The sequence below is a fragment of the Rossellomorea sp. y25 genome, from assembly GCF_038049935.1.
Taxonomy (GTDB): domain Bacteria; phylum Bacillota; class Bacilli; order Bacillales; family Bacillaceae_B; genus Rossellomorea.
The window spans coordinates 694,327-718,204 of record NZ_CP145886.1; the positions used below are offsets into that span (position 1 = coordinate 694,327).

The window sequence follows — 23,878 nt, forward strand, 5'->3', positions numbered from 1 at the left end:
ACGCTCACCCTTTAGACTATGTCAATATGGTAGTATGCGCTAAGATTGCTTGATTATTCCATAGGGGAGTCATTTTTTATATAGGGAAGGAGAAGATTGAAATCATGACAATAAATTCTATCAGGAAGTTGGATCGAAAAGCAGAAGTCAGTCCGGAAATTCCAATATTCACAATAACTCCAGCGATTTGAACAACAATCATAACTAACAGCCGGGTGGTCTTCGGAAACTCAAAAAGACCTGTCGATTAGCGACAGGTCTTTTTGAGTTGATGTGTATTGATAAGTCATAAATGTTCTAATCGGGTTAAAGCGGAATGGATATCATCATAGGTTTCCTTTGTGCCATTCTGAATGATGATAAATGATTCTAATTCCTTTGAGTACGAAACAAACAATGGTTCCGAACAATGTTCAGTGAAGGAATGAGTAATGTCACACTCTGAATAGGTTTGGAGGGTCTGCAAGATTGTAAGAAGCTCTCGGTTTTCTGACATTTTCTTTATCTCCTTTCGAAAAAAGGGAAGGAATTTGTCGGTTTTGGATAATATTAACACAAACATGAGATGCTTGTAAGTGAGAAAAGTCATACGATAAATTAACTGAAAAGAGGGATAGCAACTCATTTTTAGATGAACGCATTGAAGAGCGGGCATCAGTATGTAAATCACTCAATGAAAACATGAATGAAAATACGTTGACCGTGGAAACTATGAACGATGCAACTCATGAAAACCCATAAAAACCCATAAAAGCTTTCATTTACTCTCTAACAAATTGAAATTGAAAAGGATCTTTTTATATAAAAAATAGTTGATCGTAGGGGGTCGTGTATGAAAGAACAATATGATCGAATAAGAGAAAAGGCTTTGAATGTTGTTCACGAGAATACTGTGTATTGGCAGGAATATTGTTTCCTATCCCCACGCTGGTGGTTCTTAATAGGACTCTTCATCCTGTCCTGGTACTTCTATTTTCGTTTAACGAGAAGAGAGGAGATGCCGAGGCTGCTCTTTCTTGGGTTAATATGGATCATAGTGGCAGCGAACCTGGATGGGCTTGGATTTGAGCTTGGGTTATGGGGCTATCCGTCACAATTAATCCCTATTCTTCCAAAAGCATATGTCTTTGACTATGCATTAATCCCTGTTACCTACATGCTTCTATATAAATACTTCCCTAAAGGGAAATCCTTTTTGTATGCGAATATCGTTCTAGCAGCATGTGCATCGTTTATTGCTGAGCCAGTGTTTGAATGGTTAGATATTTATAAAGTATATCATTGGAAGAGATGGTGGTCTTTTATCATCTATATCATCCTTTCCTATGGGATAAGATGGCTGGTTGAGGTTGTATTTGATTCTGAGTCGGGCACTGATAAGAAGTGAAACGGATATTGCTGTCGTGCAATATACTCACCCCATGACACCAACTACCAGAATATTTAGTAAGACCTAGAAGTGTGGTGGGGACAGAATCGTTCTTCCTTCGTGTATCTGGGAACGATAATAAAGGAAAATCCTTTCCTTGACGGATCATGGAAAGGGTCTGTGTCATTTTCTAAATCCATCACCGGTAGGAATGATCATAAGACTAATCGAACTCATAATAGAATCCACCATTCATGGGCGTGACCAACTCAACTGAAGGATGGTGTGTAGATCATACTGTGCGTCATAAGATGGTTGGCAAAGCCCTGCCCCTGGTGCTTTCATCGATAGAGAACGAGGTTAGTAGTCTTGCCTTTTTTGATTAGAAGTGTATTTACGAAGTTTTCCCCCTTTTTCCTAAGCAAAATATCCGACGGGTTCGACGTCATGCGGGATCACTACATGGGTGGTGCCTTTGAAATAGAGGGATGATGGATTTGATCGAGTGGCATGCTGGTGAATTCCAGCTGGTCTTCCGGCAGGTGGAAGTTGCTAAGAAAATAAAGATTTAGGCCAGCTTGAGGAATGGAATGAACAGTGACCGGGGGAGGGCTCCCATCGATCATCCGGTTTGAGGTTTGAATAGAAGTCCATCGGTCCTCTTTTTCTGTCTTTCAACGGAAAAGGACGTTAGTTTAGCTAGATTCGGTTCCTTGAGTGATAATGAGTACCGGAATTAGAGTGAAATTCTTTATTGGGAATCCCTTCTGCTATGGAATTGATCCAAATCGGACCATAATCGATCCTGATATAAAATGATTAATCCTGCTTAAACTTTTTTGAACCTTTTTTTGATTTATTAATCCTCTTTTAAAATAATCGATCCGCCGTGTCGAATTTTCTTTAGTATGGTAGCCGGGTGATCGGCCCCGTTGCTCTTAATGCAGTTGCTTGAACAATAGATTTGGGACTCTCGATCAATTCCATTCATGACAATGCTTCCGTTCATATGTTTCGTTGTATTTGACTAAAGGCATGGTGTGATCCTCCAGTTCAGTGTTAGGAACAAATTATAGTCTATTTGGAATTTTTGGACAAATAAGAGTTGGAAAAATGTTCAAAATGGTTTAAAATAAGAACGTATGTTTTGTTCGGAACTAAGGTAGGGGGAGCTTATGATGACTCAAACAAAATACAAAACAGTATGGAATCTTGACAGCATCTTCAAAGGAGGAAGCGCATCTCCTAACTTACATGACCATATGAAGCGGACGGAAGCCAAGATTTTGGAGCTGGAAGAAATGGTGAAAGAGTGGACGGCGGCACTAGAGTCGGATCAACTAGTCGATGTTCTTGAGCGACTTAGGGATATAAAGATGTCCATATCACAAGCAAGATCCTATGCTATCTGTCTTCTTTCCGAAAATCCGAAAGACCAGGGCGCACAATTCTACAGAGGGGAATCCACGGCTCTTCAATCAAAATATGATTCTATCAACAGTGACCTGAAGAGGAAATTAGCCCATACGGAGGAATCGGAGTGGATGAACCTGATTGCATCAGAGGATCTGAAGGAGTATCGCTTCACCCTCCAAGAGTGGCGGGATGAAGCGGACCGGGAGCCTTCGCAGGAGGTGTCGGACCTTATGGCAGACGGGTACCATGCCTGGGGGCAGTTCTATCAATCGTTCATGAGCAGCATTAAGGTCCAGGTAAAGGGTCAGGATTTCTCTGTAGGGCAGGCCATCAATCTGCGTTCGCACCACGATGCTTCGATTCGAAAAGAATCTCATGAGGCGCTGGTGGAAAAGTGGACCGGGCTTGAGGGGCAGTTTGCGCAAATCTTGAACCATCTGGCCGGTTTCCGGTTGAATATGTATAAGAGCGTGGGAATTGAGGACGTCCTCCATGTTCCTCTGGCCCAAAACCGGATGAAGGAAGAAACGCTGAATGCGATGTTTTCGGTGATGGAGAGATATAAAGAACCGTTTGCCCAATACTTGAATGTGAAGGCAGACATGAACGGCGATGCCAAAATGAAGTCTTATCACTTTTGGTCCCCAATGAATCATCACCATCAAGGAATGGAATACGGAGAGGCTGCGGCTTTGGTCGAGGAGCAATTTCTCGCATTTGGTACCGAAATGGGACAGTTTGCAGAGACGGCGTTCCGTGAAGGCTGGGTCGAGGCAGAAAATCGTCCGGGAAAGTCTGCAGTTCCCATTTGCGCGGCGTTTCCGTTGACGGGGGAGTCAAGGGTGTTCCTGACATTTCCCGGCACATTCAAAGGGGTATTGACCCTTGTGCATGAACTTGGTCATGCCTTTCATAACCATGCGATGAAATCAGTGAACGGGATGAACAAGTCCTACCCCATGAGCCTGGCCGAAACGGCTTCGACCTTCGCAGAGATGATTATTCTCGAGGCGGCCATGGAGAAAGCGGAGACGGAGGAAGAGAAGCTGTTCATCCTTGATGAGAAATTAAAGCGCAGTGTCATGAACTTCATGAACCTTCATGCCAGATTCATCTTTGAAAAAAACTTTCACGAAGAACGGAAAAAGGGGTTCGTCCCCGCATCACGTTTGAACGAACTGATGGAGGCTGCCTTAGAAGAAGGGTATGCGGGTTCCCTGGATGAGGTCCCGATTCACTCGTGGGTATGGACGCCCCATTTCTATAAAACAGAATCTCCTTTTTATAACTTTCCTTACACCTTTGGATATTTACTTGCACTGAATCTCTTCGTCAGGGCAAAGGAAATGGGGAAAGGATTCGAGGAGCAATACATGAACCTCTTGCGGGATTCAGGGCGCATGTCGGCAGAAGAACTCGTCATGAAGCATCTGGGAGAAGACATTACGGAGGAAGCCTTTTGGGAAAAAGGGATGGCGTTGTGTGTAGAGGATAGTGAGGAGTTTGTGAGATTAGCAGCTTATCTTCATAAAGAGGAAACCTAATGAATAGGATTCAAATGTGATTCTGAAATCGATTTGAGCGGGGATGTTTGAAGATCTATTTTACGAGAAAAATAATCACGAATCATAGGGAGAGAGTTCATGGACAAGATCTTACATAACATAGCCAATCTATTAAACCAGCAAGATCGAAAAATGGTCATCGGTATTTCAGGACATGGTGCTTCGGGTAAAACCACGTTTGCCAAGAAGCTTTTGACGCTGCTGGAAGGAAAGGATATCAATTATATCAATGCCGATCCCTATATCGTCAGTTCTGGCGTAAGAAGGCACACCTCCATCCAATATGAGTACAACAATGAAATCCATCAATCCAAAATGACTGCCTGCCATCCGGCTGCCCACCATGTATTGGCTCTCGATCGGGACGTTAAGATGGTAAGGGAGGGAATGGACTTCTATACCATGGACGTCCCTTATGAAAGAAGTCAGCTCATCTCCTCCCGAATCAACTTGACGATTGTAGAAGGGATGACGGTTGCATTCAGCAACCCCGACTTATACGACCTTAAGATTTACTTTTACACAGATGGCGAGACAGAGCTTATAAGAAGAGGAATCCGCGATGTTTCCGAAAGAGGCATGGATGTCGAGTATTTACGGAAAACCCATGACGAACGCAGAATCCAATATGAGGTATTTATGCATCCGAAGCATGAGAATTTTGATGTAGTGGTGAGGAATTCGGATGAGGGGTATTGGGTGGAAAAGGATATGGAGTGGTCGTAAGTGTAAACAGGAAGCTTATCCGAATGTGGGTAGGCTTCTTTTAGTGAAAATAGTGATTGAGTGTGATGGTTTATTTTGACATAATTGGAATTAAGGGAGTTTGTAGACAACGTAAAATAATGGAGGTCAAATCGTGAAGAGACCTATAGGTGTATCCATCATAAGTTATTTCTATATTTTTGGTGCAATCGTATTATTATTTACCGCTATTTTTTATCAGGCTGCTGCTGATACGATTAGCATTTCTGAAAGGTTTGGAGTACCGATTATGCCTGAACGATTCATGAGAGTAGTAGTGGCGTTCTTTTCCTTAGTGATGGTTTATGGGTATATGAGATTGAAAAAATGGGGTTTTTGGCTATTCATCGCGTACTCCGTGTTGTTTGGGGTGATCAGTTTCCTATTGTTATCTGTACAGCCCGATCAGCCTTTTATAGGGAATTTTATTTTTTCGGTGATTGTCTTGACGTATACGATTTATGTGAAAGAGGCATTTTTTAGATCTACTCACGAACATCGTATAAATTAATTCTGAGGAAAATTATTATTGAAGTGGAGGGGTGTTATTTATGACACAAAACACACAGGATATATATTCACCGCCAAAACATATCGTTTCAGCTGCCACCATTGTCATCAATAACCAACAGGAAATCCTGTTGATAAAGGGACCAAGGCGTGGATGGGAAATGCCCGGTGGTCAGGTGGAAGAAGGGGAGTCGTTGAAAGAGGCTGCGATCAGAGAGACGAAAGAGGAAACAGGAATGGATGTGGAGGTACTGGCATTTTGCGGGGTATTTCAAAATGTGAAAAGATCCATCTGCAACACTCTGTTTCTCGCGAAGCCTGTTGGAGGCGAACCGACGACTTCAGAGGAGAGTCTTGAGGTGGGCTTTTTTTCGATTGAGCAAGCGCTCGAGATGGTGACTCATTCGAATTTCAGAGAGCGGATCGAGCTTTGTTTGGAAGAGAGTCAGCATCCATTTTATATTGAGTTTTAGGGGGATTCAATCTTCCAGGAATGGTGTACAGTTGAATCTCTTTTTGACTGAAAATTGAAACTTTTTAAGGCCTCCACTCGTAAGTATTAGTAATATACGAGGGGGTATATAATATGAAGAAATTCATAACACGAACGCCATTACTAACGGCTGCGATACTTGCTATAGCTATCTGGGTCGGGAGCCTTCTGTTCTCTTTTTCTTACGGAGAATGGAGCTTTTTTATCGGACTGGGATTAACGGTCGGACTTTTCTTTTTTAACAGTAGTGGTGGTGCCTTATCCAAAGGAGCTACTTTGGAGGCGAGTGAGGCAGGATGGAAGATCCAAAAGGACAATGAATTGAAGGCAAATGTAGGTTCAGTGTTTTATGGAGCTGTCTTATTTACGCTTATCAGTTTTGTCATTATGATGATTACCTATTTTTAAAATGTGTGGTTAATAGACAAGGAGAGATAGTATGGTCCATTTTTACGGAACTCCCACTTTGGAAACAGATCGACTCATCCTTCGAAAATTGGATCTCGACGATATTCAAAGCGTCTTTGGCCACTGGATGTCGGATGAGCGGATCGCCGACAATCGAGTTAGTCCGGCACATAAGACCGTTGCCGAAACGCAGGAGCGTGTGGAGAGGATTGTGAGTGGGTATGAATCGAAGGAGTTTTGTCACTGGGGCATTGAACTCAAAGATGATGGTGTACTCATCGGAGAGATCGATTTATATGATTTTGGCCACTCTACAGGGAATTGCGAGGTCAGTTATTCCCTTGGATACAATTGGTGGAATAAAGGATATGGTACCGAAGCCTTGAAAGCGGTCGTGGAATTTGCCTTTATACATATGGACGTTCATAAAATATCCGCCGCCCATAATACGGATAATCCGGCTTCAGGCAGGATCATGACGAAAGCAGGGATGGAGCAGGAAGGGATCATCCGGCATATGATTCGAAATGCGAAGGGTCAGTATAAGGACTGTGCTGTTTATGGGCTTCTTCGGGAGGATTATGTTAGAAATCATACTAAATCCCATATCCTTGTAGGAATGTAAGGCGCTATGGTAAATCAAACAGGTTTTTTTATTCAGTTGGTGTAACGGTTAAGTGACAAACGTTCAAATTAAATTAAGGGGAGCTTATCATTAACTTGAATAAGCTTCACTTTTTTGGGGATTTCCTCTGCACATACTTTTAGGAGGCTCTTTTCGTGAAATTTGTTGCTATTGTAGAGGGAAAGTAGTAGTTGATTTACGCTATAGGATGATCTTTATTGAAGCATTGAATGGTTTTCCAAGTGCGTTTCCAATCAAATGTTAGATACGATCGTATTTTATAGAATACCACAGGGTGAAAGAAAATTCGGGGACGAAGAAGTTTGGGGAATGGTATCATCGCAAGGATTTGGTTTACGATATGAGGGATTCAAATGATTGGCGGTTTGTATAGTGGCTATTTATTCGATCAATTATTGGTTTTGTAGGAAAGCGTTCATAAGCAAAGCTATCCCAATCTATTTGGGAATCCTCTATCGTAATATGTTTGAATAAAATCTCATAATTAAGTAAAATCATAATATATTATTTTATATTAACGTCTGGAGGGATACTAATGGGACAGAGAAGCTAAGATACGACTCAGCTGAGCGATGCTGCGTAACATTCGGTTCAATGATTCAATCCGGGTTGCTGGAAGCTGGACGGTCTACTTCTCAATATGGGTTCTATTCAATCCCTTCTAGAGATAAGTAGTTTTCACTTCATGCTTTCATCGATCTAGCCATTCACTTGGTGTATGAAATTTATCATGATGGAGGTGTAAGCCTTATCTAAGGATAAGGCTGCTAATTGACAACGTCTATAAACTTAATTTTAATTGTTTTATTGATTGCTTTAACCGCTTTTTTCGTAGCGACGGAATTTGCGATTGTAAAGGTACGGGGTTCCAGGATTGATCAGCTCATAGCGGAAAATCGTAAAGGATCGATTGCCGCTAAGAAGGTCGTGACTCATCTTGATGAGTATCTATCTGCTTGCCAGCTTGGAATTACGATTACGGCACTTGGTTTGGGCTGGCTGGGTGAGCCGACTGTGGAGAAGATTTTGCATCCACTTTTTGCTTATTTCGAGTTAAATGAAGCGATCACGCATATCCTGTCCTTCGGTATCGCCTTTGCCCTTGTGACATTCCTTCACGTTGTAGTCGGGGAACTTGCGCCAAAAACGGTGGCGATCCAGAAAGCCGAAGCCGTCACGCTATTATTCTCCGGCCCGATCATTTGGTTTTACCGGATCATGTATCCTTTTATCTGGTTCTTAAATGGATCTGCACGTGTGCTTGTGGGAATCTTCGGGTTGAAGTCGGCTTCGGAGCATGAAGAAGTTCATACAGAAGAAGAGCTTCGGATCCTGCTTTCGGAGAGTTTTAAAAGCGGTGAAATCAATAAGAACGAACTAAAGTATGTGAACAACATCTTTGAATTCGATGAACGGATTGCGAAGGAAATCATGGTCCCACGAAAAGAAATCGTCTCCCTTTCCATAGACGATACGCTCGAGGACGTGATAAATACCATTCGAAAAGAGAATTTCACGCGTTATCCTGTCGTGAACGGCGATAAGGATAATGTCAAAGGATTCGTAAATATGAAAGAGCTTCTGACAGAGGCGATGGTCAACGAACTGGATACGAACTTTACCCTTCGACCTTTTGTCAATCCCATCATTACAGTCATCGAGACGATTCCGATTCATGACCTGCTTGTCAAGATGCAGAAAGAGCGGGTTCATATTGCCGTTCTGATTGATGAATACGGAGGTACATCAGGAATTGTGACGGTTGAGGACATCCTTGAAGAAATCGTCGGTGAAATCCGGGATGAATTTGACGAGGATGAAGTAGCTGAAATCCGAAAACTCAAGGATGGTCATTACCTTCTTGATTCAAAGGTTCTCATCAATGATGTCAACTCTCTTTTGAATATAACCATTGACATTGGTGAACTGGACATCGACACCATCGGCGGCTGGTTCATGACACAAAACCTCGATGCCAAAGTCGGCAGCTTCATTGAGGAAGAAGGGTATCGCTTTAAAGTGATTGAAAAAGACGGGATCCAGCTCCGCTATATAGAAGTGACAAAGATATAGACACCAAAAGAAGCAACCGGCTCAAGAAAGCTGGTTGCTTCTTTACTTGTAATACCAAGGCAACATCCTGATTTGAAAGGAGTCTTCATATAAAAAGGAGGATACAGCATGCGACAAAAGCACATCACTATTACTCCGTTTCACCCCGACTATGCCCAAGAAACCGTGAACATGTGGCGGGAAAGTAAAGAAACAGCCATTGATCAAAAAGAAAAGCACAGCGTGGACAGTCACCTCTTTTTTTTAACCCATATCCTGCCTGAACAATATCAAATCGATTTAGCACTAATAGATGGAAGAGTAGTGGGAATGGCCGCATATAATGAAACGGAAATCAGTCAGCTTTACATTCATGTCGATTATCAAGGTGTTGGAATAGGTCAGACCTTATTGGATAAAGCGAAAACGCAATCGAGTGGCCGCTTAACCTTATATACGTTTGAAGTGAATCGAAATGCTCAGCGATTTTATGAAAAGAATGGATTTATGATTATCGGCAGAGGGAAGGAGAATGAAGAGAATCTGCCGGATATTAAGTATGAATGGCGTCTAAAAGAGTAGGGGGATTTAGATGAGAAAATACAATGGTCTTGTATCAATCTTCATCCTGATTGTCACGTTCTTGATTTTACAATCCCTCGTTGGCAAACAGATTGGGAATCTGTGGGTGTGGATCATTGCAGTAGGATATATCGGTTCGGCCCTTGCTTCCTGGTATAGTGCGCCGGGATTTTGGAGGAAGGCATCGGCGGTGCTTTTGGTGGTTCTTCCGGTAGGATTTATCATCTTTATTGGTTTATTTATTATTGGATTGATAGGGTTCGGGTTTTAGGACTATCCATTATGAAGGAGGAACACATGAGCCACCATACTAACGAAAAGCAGAAGCGGGTTCAAGATCTATATCGGAAGAAAAAGCGGGAGGATTCTTCCCCTACATTCTGGACGGTGATCTTGATGCTCTGTGTAATCCCGGTGCTGATTCTTCTTGTAACGAGCGCATTATTCGATCTTGGCGTGCGGCTGCCTGAGTTTTTTGGAAGATAATAGAGTCTCTGTGGAAATGAAGATAAGCTAATGAAACAGTGGAGATCCCTTTTTAACAAAAAAGGATCTTTTTTAATGGAGAATTGAAATGGTAAGAGGAAACACCCTTCTCTATCTTGAAAGTATAAGTGATACGGAAATGCAGGAGGGAATTAGGATGAATGCGAAACAAGTATTACTCATGCAACTGGATGCATGCCACACTCAAAATACCTGGTTTGTCTCGTTGATCAATTCCATCAAGGATCTCACAGAGGAACAAGCAACGTGGAAACCAAATGAAGCCACCAATTCGATCTCTGAAATCATCCATCATCTCATCTACTATAATCAACGCCATTTAAATCGATTGAAAGGGATTGAGAATGAAGAGAGTACAGGTGGGAGCACGTTCAAGAATAGGGAAGGTCTCAGTTGGAGTGAAACGTCCGAGCGGATTGATCAGTTGATGGCTGACTGGAAGAAGACGTTTGAAGCGGTAAATGAGGTGAATCTGACTAAGTGGACTGAAATCATTGCCCACCTCACCATCCATACCACTTACCATGCAGGACAAATTCTTTATATCAGAAAATTACAGGGGTCATGGGATCCGCGAGCGGGAGTGAAGGGCTAAAGCCTAAGAGAGAGGACTTGGTGGCAAGTCCTCTTTTATGTTGATTGTACTAGTTCCCTTCTCCCCAACCATAACGATATCCCAATGGAGGTCACGGAAAGGGCAACGATCATCCACACGACACCTGGCCAGTTAAATTGATGATAGAAGCTACCACTGACGGTTCCTCCGACACTCGATCCTGCGTAGTAGGCGGATAAGTAGAGGGCCGAAGCCTGCGCTTTATCATGGACGACCAATCGTCCGACCCAGCTGCTGGCGATGGAGTGGCCGGCGAAGAATCCGTAGGTAAAGATGGCGATCCCGATGATTTTCACCCACAGATTCGGATGCAGGGTGGCTGATACCCCGGATAACATGATGATGAGCGACAGGGGCAGGATTCTTTTTTTTCCATACTGATCGGCGAGCATCCCCATCCACGTCGAGCTGAAGGTGCCGACGATATAGACGATGAAGATGAATCCGACAACGGTCTGGCTGAGTGAGTAGGGTGGTGCGATCAGCTCGAATCCGATGTAATTGTAGAGGGACACGAACCCGCCCATCAATAGAAATCCAATGGTGAAGAGATACGTGAGTCCCGGTACCTTGAATTGGCTGAACAGGGATCCGGCCAATGATTTCAGCTGAAATGTCTGAGGTTTGAAATGGGCAGACGGCGGGATAAGCACAAGGAAGATGACGGTTGAAAGCAAGCTGATGATCCCGACTCCCATCAATGCGACATGCCAGTTGAAATGGTCGGTAAGGACACCACTGATGATCCGACCGGACATTCCCCCAACGGAATTCCCGCTGATGTATAACCCCATGGCCAACCCAAGACTCTTCGCTTCAATTTCCTCACCCAAGTATGCCATGGCAACAGCAGGAAGCCCGGCGAGTGTAATCCCCTGCAAGATCCGGCCGATGATGAGCATATGGAAGCTTGATGTAAATCCTGTGCATATGGCAAGAATGGAAGATGCCAGTAACGAGAAGGTCATGACGGATTTTCTTCCACAGACGTCAGATAAGGATCCTGCGATTAATAGACTGATAGCGAGGGCAATGGTAGTGGAAGACTGGCTGAGACTTGAGGTGGCCGGTGAAATATCAAACTCATTTGCGATATCCGGGAGCAGGGGCTGAGTTCCCCAGAGGATGGCGAAGGTGCTGAATCCGCCTGCAAACAGGGCCAGGTTTGCGTTTTTGAAGGCCGGTGTTCCCCGTTTGATGTAATCCATGTAGCAAGACTCCTTTTATTTTTTTGAAGATTTCTATCTTCATCATACACCTCTGGAGGAAGCACTTCTATCATAAGGCATTCTCCTTCCTAACCTCGCTCCGGTGTAAATTAAATTACAAAAATGTTAAAAACCCCCACAATCTGTTTAGCTCTCATCTCACGAGGTATATAACCAATGTACAAACGTACAACACCATTTTACTAAACTTAAGGAGGATTTTATTTATGTCTAACAGTAACAACAGTAACAACAACAACAACAGCAGCAACAGCAATAACAGCAACAACAAAATGAGTTACGAGGAAGCAGGTCGTAAAGGCGGCGAACAAACAGCGAAGAACCACGACAAAGAATTCTACCAAGAGATCGGTGAAAAAGGTGGAGAAGCAACTTCAGAAAATCACGATAAGAAATTCTATCAGGAAATTGGAGCGAAAGGCGGAAGCCAGTCCGGGAACTCGAGCAGCTCAAATAATTCCAATAGCTCGTCCAACAGCTCGAATAATTCCAACAGCTCCAATAGATCTAACAACTCAAACAACTAAATCCAATAGCCGGATCTTTTCCGGAAACGAAAAAAGACCTGTCAAACATCCATGACAGGTCTTTTTGTATATTTCCCGCTTCAAGGGCTCCGATATATGTATGTGATAAAAGTCATGAATCGAAGGGGAAACATTTTCCCTTATTTCTTGCGTCCTATAGTGATTAACGCTATCGTTAGGGGAAAGGAGTGAGCATTGTGTGTGAGGATATATCAGAAATAGATTATCTCGAGGTTATGGAATATTCACTAGATCCACTTATCATACATACGGATTACAGAATCATGTATGTAAACGGGGCGGCGGAGGAATTTTTTCGAACGGATAAAGAAGGCGTCGTCGGTCAAAGTCCCTTGGATATCTTCAGGGAATCCTCAAAAGACGCGATCAGGAAAAGAATCCAATCTGCCTACGGAAAGCCCGCGGATGTCATTGAGGAAACGGTCTATCGAACGGACGGATCGACCGTGGAAGTCGAATTGTATTGTCACCCCCTCATGATAGGGAATACTCAGGCGATTCAAACATATGTGCACGACATCACAGAGAAGAAAGAAAGGGAAAAGAAGCAATCGGAAATGGTGGCTGAAATAAATGAATTATCTGCTACGTTGGTTCCACTGCTGGACGATATTGCCGTCTTTCCTATCGTCGGGAAGGTCGATGAAGAGAAAGCCCGCCTGCTCCTCGATATCATTCCGGCCAAAGTGAGAAAACAGAACGTCAATCAGGTGATCATTGATTTTTCCGGTGTCTACACCTTAGATCAATTCGTTACCGATGCCCTTTTTAAGATTACAAGTGTGCTAGCCTTACTGGGCGTTCGATCCATCATCACGGGACTACGACCGGAAATGGCCATGAGCGCCATAAACCAGAACATCGAGCTCTCATCGATTCCTACGTTTGCTACAGTAAAAGATGCCCTAGCTTACATGTATGTAAACGTCCAGCCATAAAAAAACGCTCCCAGCGGTCTATGGCGCTGGGGGCGTTACATTGTGTTTTAGTTGGTTTGATCAGCAAGCTTGACCAGCACATGAGCCATATGTTCCCGCTCTTCCTTATTAGCGACATTCCACATCTCATTCAGCACTTTCTGTTCCCGGTTTCGTGGCTCCTCATGCTCCGCTAAATAGTCGGCTACACGCTTGGCTCCCTTAGAAAGTGCTTCCTCACCTAGACCCAGTTTCTCTCCCTTTTGAACCTGATTTCCCAAATAGTTCTTGAAAGAGTCGAAATGCTGCAGGATTTCTTGTCTTCATTCATTTGTGCGGCTGCTTGTTTTGGACCGTGTGCGATAATGCATTCCTCCTTTTGTAGTTGTTATTAGTGTCTTTCTCTTGCAGAATGACAATAAACAAGGAAGAGCACATCGAGATACCGGGGTGGTGTTATTTGAAGAGAGGTACAGCAAAATACATCCAGAGAAACCATCATATTTTCCTTCCAACAAATCACTATTTATGATAAATTTATAATGTGAAATAATTCACAATCTCGTTTGGAGGTTGAGAGAATGAATAAATTAAAGCAGGCTATTTATACGAGTTTGATTCTTTCTACTTTTTTGATGATCATCAGCATACTGGACGGGGGCATTGTGCTCTTTCCATTTGTCTTGATTTATTCCTTAGCCGGTAACCTGGCTTATGGGATTCCCGTTTCATTGCTTTCTGATAGGTTAACGAGAAGGCTATCGAAGGGACGGATAATGGCTGCTGGTTTCATCCATGCTTTCTTTGGAGCTATCACGTATTTTGTGATAGACGGGTTTGCATGGTTTGCGGTGATATGTGCGGTAATATTCTTCTTGGTAGATGAATGGCTGAAAAGGAAGAACACACCGGGTCCCGACCGGGAGAATAAGCGATTCTATCTTAAATTAGTAAGCGTGGTTTCTGTGGTGGCAATTGTGATGCTGGCAGTGAATTGGATATCCAGTGAAGATCAAGGAGAAATAATAAAAAACCGCTACCTGATCCCTGAAGGTTATGAAGGGACGATTGTCGTTTTCTATGGCATGCCGGATCGACCTTCCATTGAGAAAGATGGAGAGTTTTCCGTCATTCCTGTAGAGATTGAGAGTCTGCCCACGTTGATGAGGACGGATATTGAAAAGTACGGTATCTATCAAACTTCTAAAAAAGAAATGGGATATAACATAAATCAAAATCAGTATTTCTACGTAGATGATGATGGAAACAGAACCTCCATCGAGGATTACTGTATACATCATAGCGTGAGTGGAGGCGTGACCGGCTCCGATGGCACGGACATTTCATATGATGCATTCCAGGTGACGAATTCGGACTGCGGGGAGGACTTCTATTTAGATGGAAATGACCGCTACTCTGCCCAGGGACGGGAGATTGTGAAGTATTGGTCGGATTTGCATGATGACTAGGAGGAGTTTAACTAAACAGGTTGAGCCCTTTTTTATGTGAATTGGTGATTGAGTTTTAAGGGATATTTTCATTCGATTACAGCCAAGGGATAATACATAATTGGGTTGATTAAAACCGAAATAATAGGACCCAATAAAAACCAATTATTGTTTAAATTTTTACATTATTCAGTAAATAAAGCGCTTTCATAATTGGCATAGAACTTGCAATAGATAGAGTGATCTTAAAAAAAGGAGGACGAGTGTGTGAAAAGACTGATTGCTTTATTGGTTGTCGCAGCTTTATGGGGAGGTACCGTTACTTCCGCGGGTGCTGCAAAAAGGAACTATACCTATTATTCCTATGGAAGTGAAGGGGATGTCACGACTGCCACTTCATATGGTGTGAATCTGATGGGTGGCTCGACTGATGTGGATGAAGCGATGAGGTGGATGGCGGAGAAAGCGAATGGAGGAGACTTCGTTGTACTTAGAACATCAGGCAGTGACGGGTACAATCAGTACCTGTACGATTTAGCGGCTGACAATCAATCGCCACTGAACTCGGTTGAAACGATCCTGTTGCAAAATCGGAATGCCGCGTATGAAAATTTCGTGCTGGATAAGGTGAAGAACGCAGAAGCGATTTTCTTTGCTGGGGGAGATCAGTTCCTTTACGTGGATTATATTAAAGGAACTCCTCTTGAAGATGCACTGAACGCTCAGATTCAGAAAGGGATCCCGATTGGAGGTACCTCTGCGGGACTAGCCATTCAAGGAGACTTTGTCTACGATGCTGCAAATGGGACCGTGTATTCAGATGAAGCATTGGCTGATCCATACAATCGCTATATGACTTTTTCAAGGGACTTCCTTCAGAACCGTTACCTGGATAATACCATTACGGACAGCCACTTCGAGCAGCGGGACCGGATGGGTCGATTCGTCGGGTTCTTATCCCGAAATCTATTAGATGGATGGACAACAGAGGCAAAGGGGATAGCGGTGAATGAGCAAACCTCTCTATTGATCGAAGCCGATGGATCGGCCAGGGTGGTCGTGCAGCCGGGAGGGACCGATCAATCGGTTTATCTTGCCAAGGCTTCTTCACAGCCTGCCAATGTATCGCCTCTTTCCATCAGCAATGTTGATGTCATTAAACTGGAAAATGGCGATACGATCGATATGACGAATTGGGCGAGTCATACTGGTTTTTCTTATCAGTTGGAAGCGGTCAATGGGGTTCTGAGTTCGTCGAGTGGTTCGGTTTATGGGAATTAGTATGGGGCTTGACGAGGGCTTGTGAATAATAAGAAGGGTGCTGAATCTTGTTGATTTGGTGCCTTTTTTTTGAGTGAAACCTTTACCTGATTTCCGGAGGCTCAGTGGATATTTTCTATAACATGTGGAATCAGCCTTCACTTAAAAAGAAGGAGAGTTTCCTGTCAGATATGATGAGCTTCTTTTTAATAAGAATTAGTGATTGAGTACATGGCCGACTTTTGAAATAATTGGTAGTAACATACTTTAGGAGGTTTCTATGAACGACAAAACATTCAAGCCGTTTCTTGATGTATTTTTAGAAGCTTGGAAGAATCCATCTATCAGAGAGTTTGAGAAATTCATTTCGACTGATTATCGAGCCAGGGAAATCAGGGATGGAGAAATCGTTGATTTTGGTTATGAGGAATCGATTGAGGGATGGAAGCAGGGGTTTGATTTTGTGAAAAAGCAGCACGCAGAGTGGGAGATCCATGAGGTGTCGATCATTCCTATGAAGGAAGATGAAGTGATGGCGATTCTGTCTGCAACGATTGTGCTGAATGGGGAAGCAATGGAAACGTGTCACTTGTTCTTTGACACGTTTAAAAAGGGGGACAATTGGAAGATAGTGAGGAGTTATATTGAGACGGGGGTTGTGCGAGGGACGTACCTCTAAAACGACCGCAAAGAGTACGTTCTCCTGGAGAATCGAGGTACGTCCCTGATTGTGGTGGAGGCAATTCGCCGTTAAATGGAGAATTTCGCCGATAAAATTAATATTTCGCCGTTATATTGAGAATTTCGCCGTTAAAATCTGATTTTCGCCGATAAATGGATGTAAAGGCTTGTCACACATCGAAATGATAGAGCAATTTCTTTATATGAGCTGCTCTGGTGTGCTCGGATGAGACGATTTTTCGCGTGAGTGACCATTTTCACTCGAAAAACGCAGGAAATAGTAACTTTAACGTAGGCATAGCCGAAAAAGAGTACATAACATGGGATTACATCCGATTACATGAAGACGTTAGAGTTCATCTAAGTGTAGATAGATTCTTTTTTTGACATAGTGTGAAACGTTTTGGTCTGTTCACTAGTCTAACGGGTAGAAAGCGGGTGAGTGCAGTTGAAGTTGATGGAGAAAAAGGTCAAGAAAGCGAAAAGGGGAGATGAGAAGGCCTTTCAAGAGTTGATTCATCAGGAAAAAAACAAGCTTTATCGAATGGCCTATATGTATGTGAAAAATGAAAATGATGCTCTTGATATTGTACAGGATGCTATTTATAAAGCTTTTATATCCATTAATGCCCTGAAAAATCCTCAGTATTTTTCAACTTGGTTATCAAGGATTTTAATCAATACAGCATTGGATTTTATTAAAAAGAATGAACGTATCATCCTGACGAATGAAGTAGATATACTTTCTAAAGAGCAGAATCTTGGAATTGAAGAAAAAATGGATTTAGCAGGGGCGATTGAACGGCTGGATGTTTCATATAAAACGGTCATTATTCTTAGATATTATCAAGATCTTACCATAAAGCAAATCGCTGAAATGCTCCATTGCCCTGAAGGAACGATCAAGACGCGATTGCATAGAGCCATTAATCTCTTGAAATCGGATTTAAGGGAGGGGTGTATCTGATGAAGGATCATTTAGGCAATAACATTAAAGACGAGATGGACAGCATTCAAATCCCTGAAGACAAATTGAACCATACGATTCAAATGGCCATTGAGAGAGGGAAGAAGGATCGGGGAGGCCGCGGAAGGAAGTGGATGTATTATAGCAGTGCCGCCATCCTTTTATTTGGATTATTAATCGGTTCGGCTCTGGTATCGCCCGCCATGGCCAATGTGGTATCCAAGATTCCGTACCTGGGGAGCATTTTCGAATCCAAGGGTGATGTCGTAATGGACATGTCAGATGAACTAAGAGAAAAAGGATATCCTGTTAACGGCCTCGGTGTATCATTTCCGGAGAAAGTGATCCGAATCGGAATTGAAGGCGATCAAGACTATTTTAATCGTGTCAAAGCAGAGGTTGAAAAAGTGGCCGTGGATTTTCTGAAATCGAGAAACTATGATGCCTATACAGTTAAAGTGAGTAGATATAAAGAGCCAAAGGTTCCGCAGAAAGATAAGGAAACACAGCAGAGAAGTGAAGACTTCCAGTTGATTGACAGTCGTGTCAGGGAAGAGCTTGGGAAGCGAAACGTAGAAGTATTGCAGCTGGCACACTTGGCGAGACCAGAGAGCATTCAGCTGGAAATCCCCAATACTACCGAAGCCACGAGTGATGAAATCAAAGAAGTAGTGAGGGAGATCATGAGCGAAAATAATATACTCCCTATTCCAGTTGAGATCAAAAAGATCAACATGAAGAAGAGAGAACAAGATAGAAGGTGGATGGAGATCCTGCAAACCGTCAGTGATGACCTATTAGGAAAGAAAGATTACAAAGTGAGGATGGTCGGGTATTCCGTGCATCCGGAGCCGGAGATTCAAGCACATATCACTTTATCAAGTAAGGACGAAGATGCCAAGGATTTTGCCAGGCAGCTTGAAAGAGTCATTGATGAATTTCTGAAATCCGACCATATGAAAGAAAGGATCAAGGGTGATTCCTACCATATCACGATCTATAGTAAGGACGATAAGGTAATCAACTGAAGTAAATAAATTTAAGAGGCTTATCTAAGCCTCTTTCTTGTGAAAAGATGTTTGAGTTCCTTGTTCAGGTTTGGAATAATGAATATTGAGAAAACTCATTATTATGATAGAGATAGTGGGAAGAATCCGACAAATGGAGGTCCAAATGAAAACAGTCATAGCATTCAGCGGTGGAAAGGATTCCACCATGGCATTATATAACATACAACAAAATCCGGAATACGAGGTGGACTCACTGCTCGTGACGCTGACGGAAGGATTCGATCGGGTTTCGATTCATGGGGTCCGGTATGGGATGTTGAAGCAGCAATCTGAGTCGTTGGGGATTCCGCTTCGGGAAGTCTGGATCCCGCAGGAGTGTCCGAATGAGGTGTATCAGGAACGGATGGAGGGAGCGGTATCTGACATGTTGGGTGATGGAGTCACTCACATGGTCTTCGGGGATATCCACCTGGAGGATGTGCGGGCGTATCGTGAGGAGATGCTTTCAGGGACGGGGATCACTCCGGTTTTTCCGCTTTGGGGGCGACCAGTGGGGGAGTTGAGTCGTGAATTTATCGAGCTTGGATTCAAAACCGTGCTCACATGTATTGATCTGGAACAGTTGCATCGATCTTTTGCAGGGAGAGTATACGATCGGGATTTCCTAAGAGATTACCCTGAAAGTCGTGACGTGTGCGGTGAGAAAGGGGAGTTTCATACGTTTGTGTTCGACGGTCCGAACTTCGGGTTTCCGATCGAGTATGAGTTGGGGGAGGAAAGGGTGACGCCGGATGTTCAAACAGAGCGGGATCGATTCTTATTTGTAGATGTTTTACCGATGAGACCCAAATAACCCTTTATGCAGGAGAAAGACCATTTAAGAGGATAAAAGAAGCCGGCCGGTAAGAATCGGCCGGTTTTTTATGATTTTACTTCAGATTGTTCGTTCCGACGATTTCAACGTTGACCTTTGGGATAAACTTGACTTCTTGATAGTCTTCCTTCCACGTATCGGGCTTCCATGAATCATGATAGGTGACCGATAATTTCTTCCCGACTCCCAGCGCGTCACTATTGGCTTCAAGTAATAGATCGGTGAGTTCCCGGGCTTTTTTAGTGAGTTCTTTTGAAGCGATTTTATTTAAGCTTTTAATGTCTTTTGGAGTGGTCTCCTCATAATAACTTAAAACCCGTGCTTTCAAGTCCGTATTGATCGTACAGGTGACTTGTCCTTTCGCTTTTTTGACGTCCATTTTTGTTGTGGCTTTATGGATGGCCAGCGTCAGGGGCTGGCTGAATTCATTTGATTGTATAATTAATTTCCCCCGTTTTTTCAGCTGATTCATCATCATGATCAGCAGGGAGGTTTGGCTGGTGGTGAGGGTGTGCCCGGTAAACTTATCGTCGTTGAATAAAGCAGATCCGGCCAGTTTAAGCTTATCTTCCTTGTCTTTTTTAATAAATGGGAGGATCATGTCCTTCTCTTTGGCCGTGTGGTGATTCCAGACAGTAAATGTCGTTTCATCAGGGATATAGGCTTCTTCCACCCCACCTATAAGCAAGTCATTCACCTCGAACACAATCGGACTGTCTTGTCTGTTTAAAGTGAGAATGTCATTTCCTTTCCCTTCACTAATGACGATGGATGAAGCGATATATCCTTTGACGGATCTGAAGATCGGCTCTAAAAGGGGAGCGATGCCCCTAGACTTTGCAAGGTCCTCCCCTACAATGATGATGAAGGCCTTTTCCACATCCATCTGACCGGATACTTTATTCTGGAGATTGATCTCAAGCTCGGAAACCGTTTCCTCTTCGGCTTCATAGAATTCATCCATTACCTCGAACTTTCCCCCACCGGAACTTCGGATATTAATGGCCCGGGCTGTTCCGAGGATCTTATCTGGATCTTCCGTCGTGTCAAAACTGATTCCGTTGACCAGCCGGCTGTCTTTTAACTGCCTTTGATCCCAGCACCCGGTCAAAAGGAGCAACGAACAGAATAGGAATGGTAATTTTCTCAACGGGAATCCACCTTTCTATGTTTGTGTAAGAATCGTGAACATAGTAGTAGCATGAACGGAATGGCGACTAAGACCAGGTAGCTCATATATTCGATCCAAATAGTATAGAGCTGCTTGGATTCAAGATCTTTCGGCGCCACTATAAAAAGGAGGAATACGGCCAGGCTATTCATAAGCACCCGTTTCGTTTGGTTGTGAGTAAATAGTCGCAGGCTTTTACTTGCCAAATAAATAAATATGATGATCGAAGCGGCCAGTGGAACGATCCAGATGGATATAAACAGTAGATCGAGCCGGTCGATCATTTGAAAATGAAGGGGTCGCAGAAAATAGATGACAGGATAGTTGATTTCTTCTAAAAAGGCTTCACTGAATATCAGTATGCATATTAGTACAAAGTAAGCCGTCAGCCCTGTGACAAAGACGTTCGCCCACGTAATGACCTTGAGGAAATCGGTTCCTTTTTTCTCTGCTAATGGGTATAAAAAGAGAATCACTTCAAATCCCAACAACGTTAACATAGAATCACGGCTGCCTAAGGTAATGTTCTTTAGGCCGCTGCTTCCGAATGGGAGGATACGATGCAGTTCCATCGGAAGAAGAAAGGAAAAAAAAGAAATCCCGAATAAGAAAAGAAATAGAATGGAAATCAGACCAAAAAATCTGGCGATGATCCGGATATCACTGATGGCTGCATATGTACAAGTCAGAATCATTAATAATCCTATGACCCAATAGGGGGTACTCATGAGCAGATGCTCTTCAATAATGGATGTGAACTGCAGTAAAACGAACGTAGCCGCCCAGATGAAATACATGTAAATAATCAGGTTCACAAATGTTCCTACTTGTTTTCCCAGCACAAATTGTGTGATTTCAGGATAGGTCAAACGTGGGAACCTTTTTAATAACAGCCAGAACATGATGAGGACAAGCTGAATCATCACTCCGGCGATAATGACTGAAATCCAGCCGTCACCTTTACTGGTGGTTTGCAACGTATTGGGAAGGGATAAAATCCCGAAACCGATTTGGGTCTGGGACATCAAAAAAAAGATATGCCGGTTCGTCAGGAAATTTGTCTTGGCCATGAGAGATTCCCTCCCCCCTTTCTGAAGGTGAGCTACGTTTGTTTCATAGGGTGATTTCTTTTCTTCGTTTTAATAAAGGTATCTTTCAGTTGATGGAAGTAAAATGGTGCGATCGATTCCAAATATGGCTTACCGAACGATTCCAGACGGCATAAATGTATCAATAGTACAGCAAGGGAAAGGACGATTCCTAAAAACCCAAAGAAATTAGCCGCAAGCATGATTGGAAACGCCATGATCCTTGCACCCGTCCCCATTTGGTTGACAGGTGCAACAAACGATGCAATCGCCGTCAGGGCGACAACGACGATCATCGTGTTGGATATAAAGCCAGCCTCTACAATCGCCGTCCCGATGACCAAACCGCCTACGATCCCAACCGTTTGAGCAATGGGGGAAGGGAGGCGGATCGCCGCCTCTTTCAAAAGCTCCAATACTACCTGCATGGCGATTGCTTCGAAAAATGGCGGGAGCGGGATGTATTCGATCTGAACACGTATGGCGTACAGAATCCCAAGAGGCAGAATTTCTGAGTGGAAAGACACGATGGCAATGTAGACAGCTGGTAAGCAGATCGCCATTAAAAAGCTGAAAATCCGGATGAGACGGAAAAAAGATCCAATGATCCATCTGCTGTTATAGTCATCCGGAGATTGATAAAAGCTGAAAAAGGTGATCGGTGAAACAAGCACATGAGGATTTCCATCCACGATCACAAGTGATTTTCCTTCCAGTAAATAAGACGCCGCCCGGTCGGGTCTTTCCGTTGCTAATAGTTGGGGAAAGACAGAATAACTATTATCTTCAATCAATTCTTCCAGCTCCCCTGCAGATTGGAGCTCCTCCACCTCTACCGCCTCGATCCTCTCAATAAGAATGTCTAATGGTCCATGATCCACCAATTCCTCCAAATAGACGACCGATACTTTGGTTTGTGTTTTAGACCCCAGAGTATAATTCTTCATTTGCAAAGATGGATTTTTCACTCTTCGCCTGATCAAGAAGAGGTTTTTGTTCATATTCTCCGTGAAGCCATCATGTGATCCCTTGATGATGTGTTCATTTTCAGGTTCCTGGATGGACTTATCATCGCCGGCCGCAACGGGCATGAGGAGAACGGAAGCTACACCTTCTTCTAACAGGGCACAGCTCCCCTCAAGGAGACCGGTCACTGCCACTTCCAGATCAGTCGATCTACTATATTCGGCGTTCTTGATTACGGTTTCAGGGGTGGCATTTCCTTTGGTTTCAAGAAAAGGTTCAATAATGTTTTGTTCGATCAACTTTTTATCCACCAGGGAATCGATGTAGAGTAGTTTGCATGGTTTGTCCAGAAAAATGAGATCCCTTATCTTCAAATCTTTCGTATGATAGAGGGCGGAATGAATCTCCTCTATATTTTGTTCGATTCTGTCGACGATATTTTTAGAAGGACTCATTTGTGATTCACCTGCCGTCTTTAGATGGTTGCTATTATTTTGCCTGAAATGGGATATTTTATGTTTGGAAGTAAGGGAGGATTTCGTGGAGGGATCTACGAGGTAGCCGAAATGATGTCTACGATACTAGGGGATGAGATCCAATACCCGAATCCTTCAGTGAAGGAATTTACATCTTATATGGTGAAAAAAGGTGGGAAAGTGGATTTCGTAAATGTGGTCATCGGGATTCATTTTTCCAACCAAGTTAGGGGTGGCGGGAGGAGTCACACATGAATTCAAGAAAATAACCAATTCGGATCCCATTCGATTGGAACGTTATATAGAAGAGTTTCAGGGAAGCTGGGAGAAAAACT

General features: G+C 43.2%; 28 protein-coding genes. 21 read left to right on the forward strand and 7 right to left on the reverse strand.

Annotated features, from left to right (window positions below):
* Window positions 1-286: 286 nt before the first annotated feature.
* Complete coding sequence (locus tag AAEM60_RS03505) at window positions 287-496, reverse strand: hypothetical protein (protein WP_299741788.1); 210 nt, start codon at window positions 494-496, stop codon at window positions 287-289.
* Between the two features lie 336 nt (window positions 497-832).
* Between AAEM60_RS03505 and AAEM60_RS03510 the strand changes: the two genes are divergently transcribed.
* Entirely contained in the window at window positions 833-1,387 is a 555-nt protein-coding gene (locus AAEM60_RS03510) for a CBO0543 family protein (RefSeq protein WP_299741790.1), read from the forward strand.
* Between the two features lie 841 nt (window positions 1,388-2,228).
* Here the strand turns inward: AAEM60_RS03510 and AAEM60_RS03515 are convergent.
* The gene (locus tag AAEM60_RS03515; protein WP_341357406.1) at window positions 2,229-2,360 is read right to left on the reverse strand and encodes a hypothetical protein; all 132 of its coding nucleotides are present in this window, start codon (window positions 2,358-2,360) and stop codon (window positions 2,229-2,231) included.
* Between the two features lie 184 nt (window positions 2,361-2,544).
* Here AAEM60_RS03515 and AAEM60_RS03520 point away from each other — a divergent pair, with 184 nt between their 5' ends.
* The 11 genes from AAEM60_RS03520 to AAEM60_RS03570 all read left to right on the forward strand — a co-directional run bounded on the left by AAEM60_RS03520 (window position 2,545) and on the right by AAEM60_RS03570 (window position 10,887).
* Window positions 2,545-4,329, forward strand: coding sequence for a M3 family oligoendopeptidase (locus tag AAEM60_RS03520; RefSeq protein WP_341357407.1), 1,785 nt, complete (start codon window positions 2,545-2,547; stop codon window positions 4,327-4,329).
* Window positions 4,330-4,428: 99 nt separating this feature from the next.
* On the forward strand, window positions 4,429-5,076 hold the full coding sequence (locus AAEM60_RS03525; RefSeq protein ID WP_299741796.1) for a phosphoribulokinase: 648 nt from the start codon (window positions 4,429-4,431) through the stop codon (window positions 5,074-5,076).
* 133 nt (window positions 5,077-5,209) lie between these two features.
* Window positions 5,210-5,605 carry a hypothetical protein gene (locus AAEM60_RS03530; protein ID WP_299741798.1) on the forward strand — a complete coding sequence of 132 codons (396 nt, stop codon included), beginning with the start codon at window positions 5,210-5,212 and terminating at the stop codon, window positions 5,603-5,605.
* A 40-nt stretch (window positions 5,606-5,645) separates the two neighbouring features.
* Window positions 5,646-6,077: an NUDIX domain-containing protein gene (locus AAEM60_RS03535; protein WP_299741800.1), complete on the forward strand. Its 432-nt coding sequence runs from the start codon at window positions 5,646-5,648 to the stop codon at window positions 6,075-6,077.
* Window positions 6,078-6,190: 113 nt separating this feature from the next.
* A complete protein-coding gene (locus tag AAEM60_RS03540; RefSeq protein WP_341357408.1) occupies window positions 6,191-6,505 on the forward strand; it encodes a hypothetical protein in 315 nt (104 codons plus the stop codon).
* A 31-nt stretch (window positions 6,506-6,536) separates the two neighbouring features.
* On the forward strand, window positions 6,537-7,130 hold the full coding sequence (locus tag AAEM60_RS03545) for a GNAT family N-acetyltransferase (protein ID WP_299741803.1): 594 nt from the start codon (window positions 6,537-6,539) through the stop codon (window positions 7,128-7,130).
* A gap of 792 nt (window positions 7,131-7,922) precedes the next feature.
* A complete protein-coding gene (locus AAEM60_RS03550) occupies window positions 7,923-9,224 on the forward strand; it encodes a hemolysin family protein (RefSeq protein ID WP_299741804.1) in 1,302 nt (433 codons plus the stop codon).
* Window positions 9,225-9,332: 108 nt separating this feature from the next.
* Window positions 9,333-9,785, forward strand: coding sequence for a GNAT family N-acetyltransferase (locus AAEM60_RS03555; protein ID WP_341357409.1), 453 nt, complete (start codon window positions 9,333-9,335; stop codon window positions 9,783-9,785).
* 10 nt (window positions 9,786-9,795) lie between these two features.
* On the forward strand, window positions 9,796-10,056 hold the full coding sequence (locus AAEM60_RS03560) for a hypothetical protein (RefSeq protein ID WP_341357410.1): 261 nt from the start codon (window positions 9,796-9,798) through the stop codon (window positions 10,054-10,056).
* 26 nt (window positions 10,057-10,082) lie between these two features.
* A complete protein-coding gene (locus AAEM60_RS03565) occupies window positions 10,083-10,271 on the forward strand; it encodes a hypothetical protein (RefSeq protein ID WP_299741810.1) in 189 nt (62 codons plus the stop codon).
* A 157-nt stretch (window positions 10,272-10,428) separates the two neighbouring features.
* The gene (locus AAEM60_RS03570) at window positions 10,429-10,887 is read left to right on the forward strand and encodes a DinB family protein (RefSeq protein ID WP_341357411.1); all 459 of its coding nucleotides are present in this window, start codon (window positions 10,429-10,431) and stop codon (window positions 10,885-10,887) included.
* Between the two features lie 35 nt (window positions 10,888-10,922).
* Here the strand turns inward: AAEM60_RS03570 and AAEM60_RS03575 are convergent, their stop codons facing one another.
* Window positions 10,923-12,116, reverse strand: coding sequence for an MFS transporter (locus AAEM60_RS03575; RefSeq protein WP_341357412.1), 1,194 nt, complete (start codon window positions 12,114-12,116; stop codon window positions 10,923-10,925).
* Between the two features lie 227 nt (window positions 12,117-12,343).
* Between AAEM60_RS03575 and AAEM60_RS03580 the strand changes: the two genes are divergently transcribed.
* Entirely contained in the window at window positions 12,344-12,664 is a 321-nt protein-coding gene (locus tag AAEM60_RS03580) for a general stress protein (protein WP_341357413.1), read from the forward strand.
* Between the two features lie 188 nt (window positions 12,665-12,852).
* Complete coding sequence (locus AAEM60_RS03585; RefSeq protein ID WP_341357414.1) at window positions 12,853-13,623, forward strand: PAS domain S-box protein; 771 nt, start codon at window positions 12,853-12,855, stop codon at window positions 13,621-13,623.
* 47 nt (window positions 13,624-13,670) lie between these two features.
* On the opposite strand, the gene AAEM60_RS03590 is transcribed toward AAEM60_RS03585, so the two are convergent.
* The gene (locus tag AAEM60_RS03590) at window positions 13,671-13,916 is read right to left on the reverse strand and encodes a DUF3243 domain-containing protein (protein ID WP_341357967.1); all 246 of its coding nucleotides are present in this window, start codon (window positions 13,914-13,916) and stop codon (window positions 13,671-13,673) included.
* A gap of 267 nt (window positions 13,917-14,183) precedes the next feature.
* Here AAEM60_RS03590 and AAEM60_RS03595 point away from each other — a divergent pair, with 267 nt between their 5' ends.
* From AAEM60_RS03595 to AAEM60_RS03620, 6 genes are all read left to right on the forward strand, one after another.
* Window positions 14,184-15,071, forward strand: a complete 888-nt coding sequence (locus tag AAEM60_RS03595) for a hypothetical protein (RefSeq protein ID WP_341357415.1) — start codon at window positions 14,184-14,186, stop codon at window positions 15,069-15,071.
* 246 nt (window positions 15,072-15,317) lie between these two features.
* A complete protein-coding gene (locus AAEM60_RS03600; protein WP_299741818.1) occupies window positions 15,318-16,331 on the forward strand; it encodes a cyanophycinase in 1,014 nt (337 codons plus the stop codon).
* A gap of 259 nt (window positions 16,332-16,590) precedes the next feature.
* Complete coding sequence (locus tag AAEM60_RS03605; RefSeq protein WP_341357416.1) at window positions 16,591-16,989, forward strand: flavoprotein; 399 nt, start codon at window positions 16,591-16,593, stop codon at window positions 16,987-16,989.
* A 459-nt stretch (window positions 16,990-17,448) separates the two neighbouring features.
* Window positions 17,449-17,958: a sigma-70 family RNA polymerase sigma factor gene (locus AAEM60_RS03610; RefSeq protein ID WP_341357968.1), complete on the forward strand. Its 510-nt coding sequence runs from the start codon at window positions 17,449-17,451 to the stop codon at window positions 17,956-17,958.
* Window positions 17,958-18,986, forward strand: coding sequence for a DUF4030 domain-containing protein (locus AAEM60_RS03615; RefSeq protein ID WP_341357417.1), 1,029 nt, complete (start codon window positions 17,958-17,960; stop codon window positions 18,984-18,986). The genes AAEM60_RS03610 and AAEM60_RS03615 overlap by 1 nt, the downstream gene beginning before the upstream one ends.
* A 145-nt stretch (window positions 18,987-19,131) precedes the next feature.
* Window positions 19,132-19,821, forward strand: coding sequence for a hypothetical protein (locus tag AAEM60_RS03620; protein ID WP_341357418.1), 690 nt, complete (start codon window positions 19,132-19,134; stop codon window positions 19,819-19,821).
* Window positions 19,822-19,897: 76 nt separating this feature from the next.
* Here the strand turns inward: AAEM60_RS03620 and AAEM60_RS03625 are convergent, their stop codons facing one another.
* The 3 genes from AAEM60_RS03625 to AAEM60_RS03635 are packed head-to-tail and all read right to left on the reverse strand — an operon-like array spanning window position 19,898 to window position 23,522.
* Complete coding sequence (locus tag AAEM60_RS03625; RefSeq protein WP_299741828.1) at window positions 19,898-20,992, reverse strand: Ger(x)C family spore germination protein; 1,095 nt, start codon at window positions 20,990-20,992, stop codon at window positions 19,898-19,900.
* Window positions 20,989-22,083: a GerAB/ArcD/ProY family transporter gene (locus AAEM60_RS03630; RefSeq protein ID WP_299741830.1), complete on the reverse strand. Its 1,095-nt coding sequence runs from the start codon at window positions 22,081-22,083 to the stop codon at window positions 20,989-20,991. Before AAEM60_RS03630 ends, AAEM60_RS03625 begins: the two co-directional genes overlap by 4 nt.
* A gap of 32 nt (window positions 22,084-22,115) precedes the next feature.
* Window positions 22,116-23,522: a spore germination protein gene (locus AAEM60_RS03635; RefSeq protein WP_341357419.1), complete on the reverse strand. Its 1,407-nt coding sequence runs from the start codon at window positions 23,520-23,522 to the stop codon at window positions 22,116-22,118.
* 60 nt (window positions 23,523-23,582) lie between these two features.
* On the opposite strand from AAEM60_RS03635, the gene AAEM60_RS03640 reads away from it, so the two are divergent.
* Entirely contained in the window at window positions 23,583-23,798 is a 216-nt protein-coding gene (locus tag AAEM60_RS03640) for a hypothetical protein (protein WP_299741834.1), read from the forward strand.
* The last annotated feature ends 80 nt before the right edge of the window (window positions 23,799-23,878 follow it).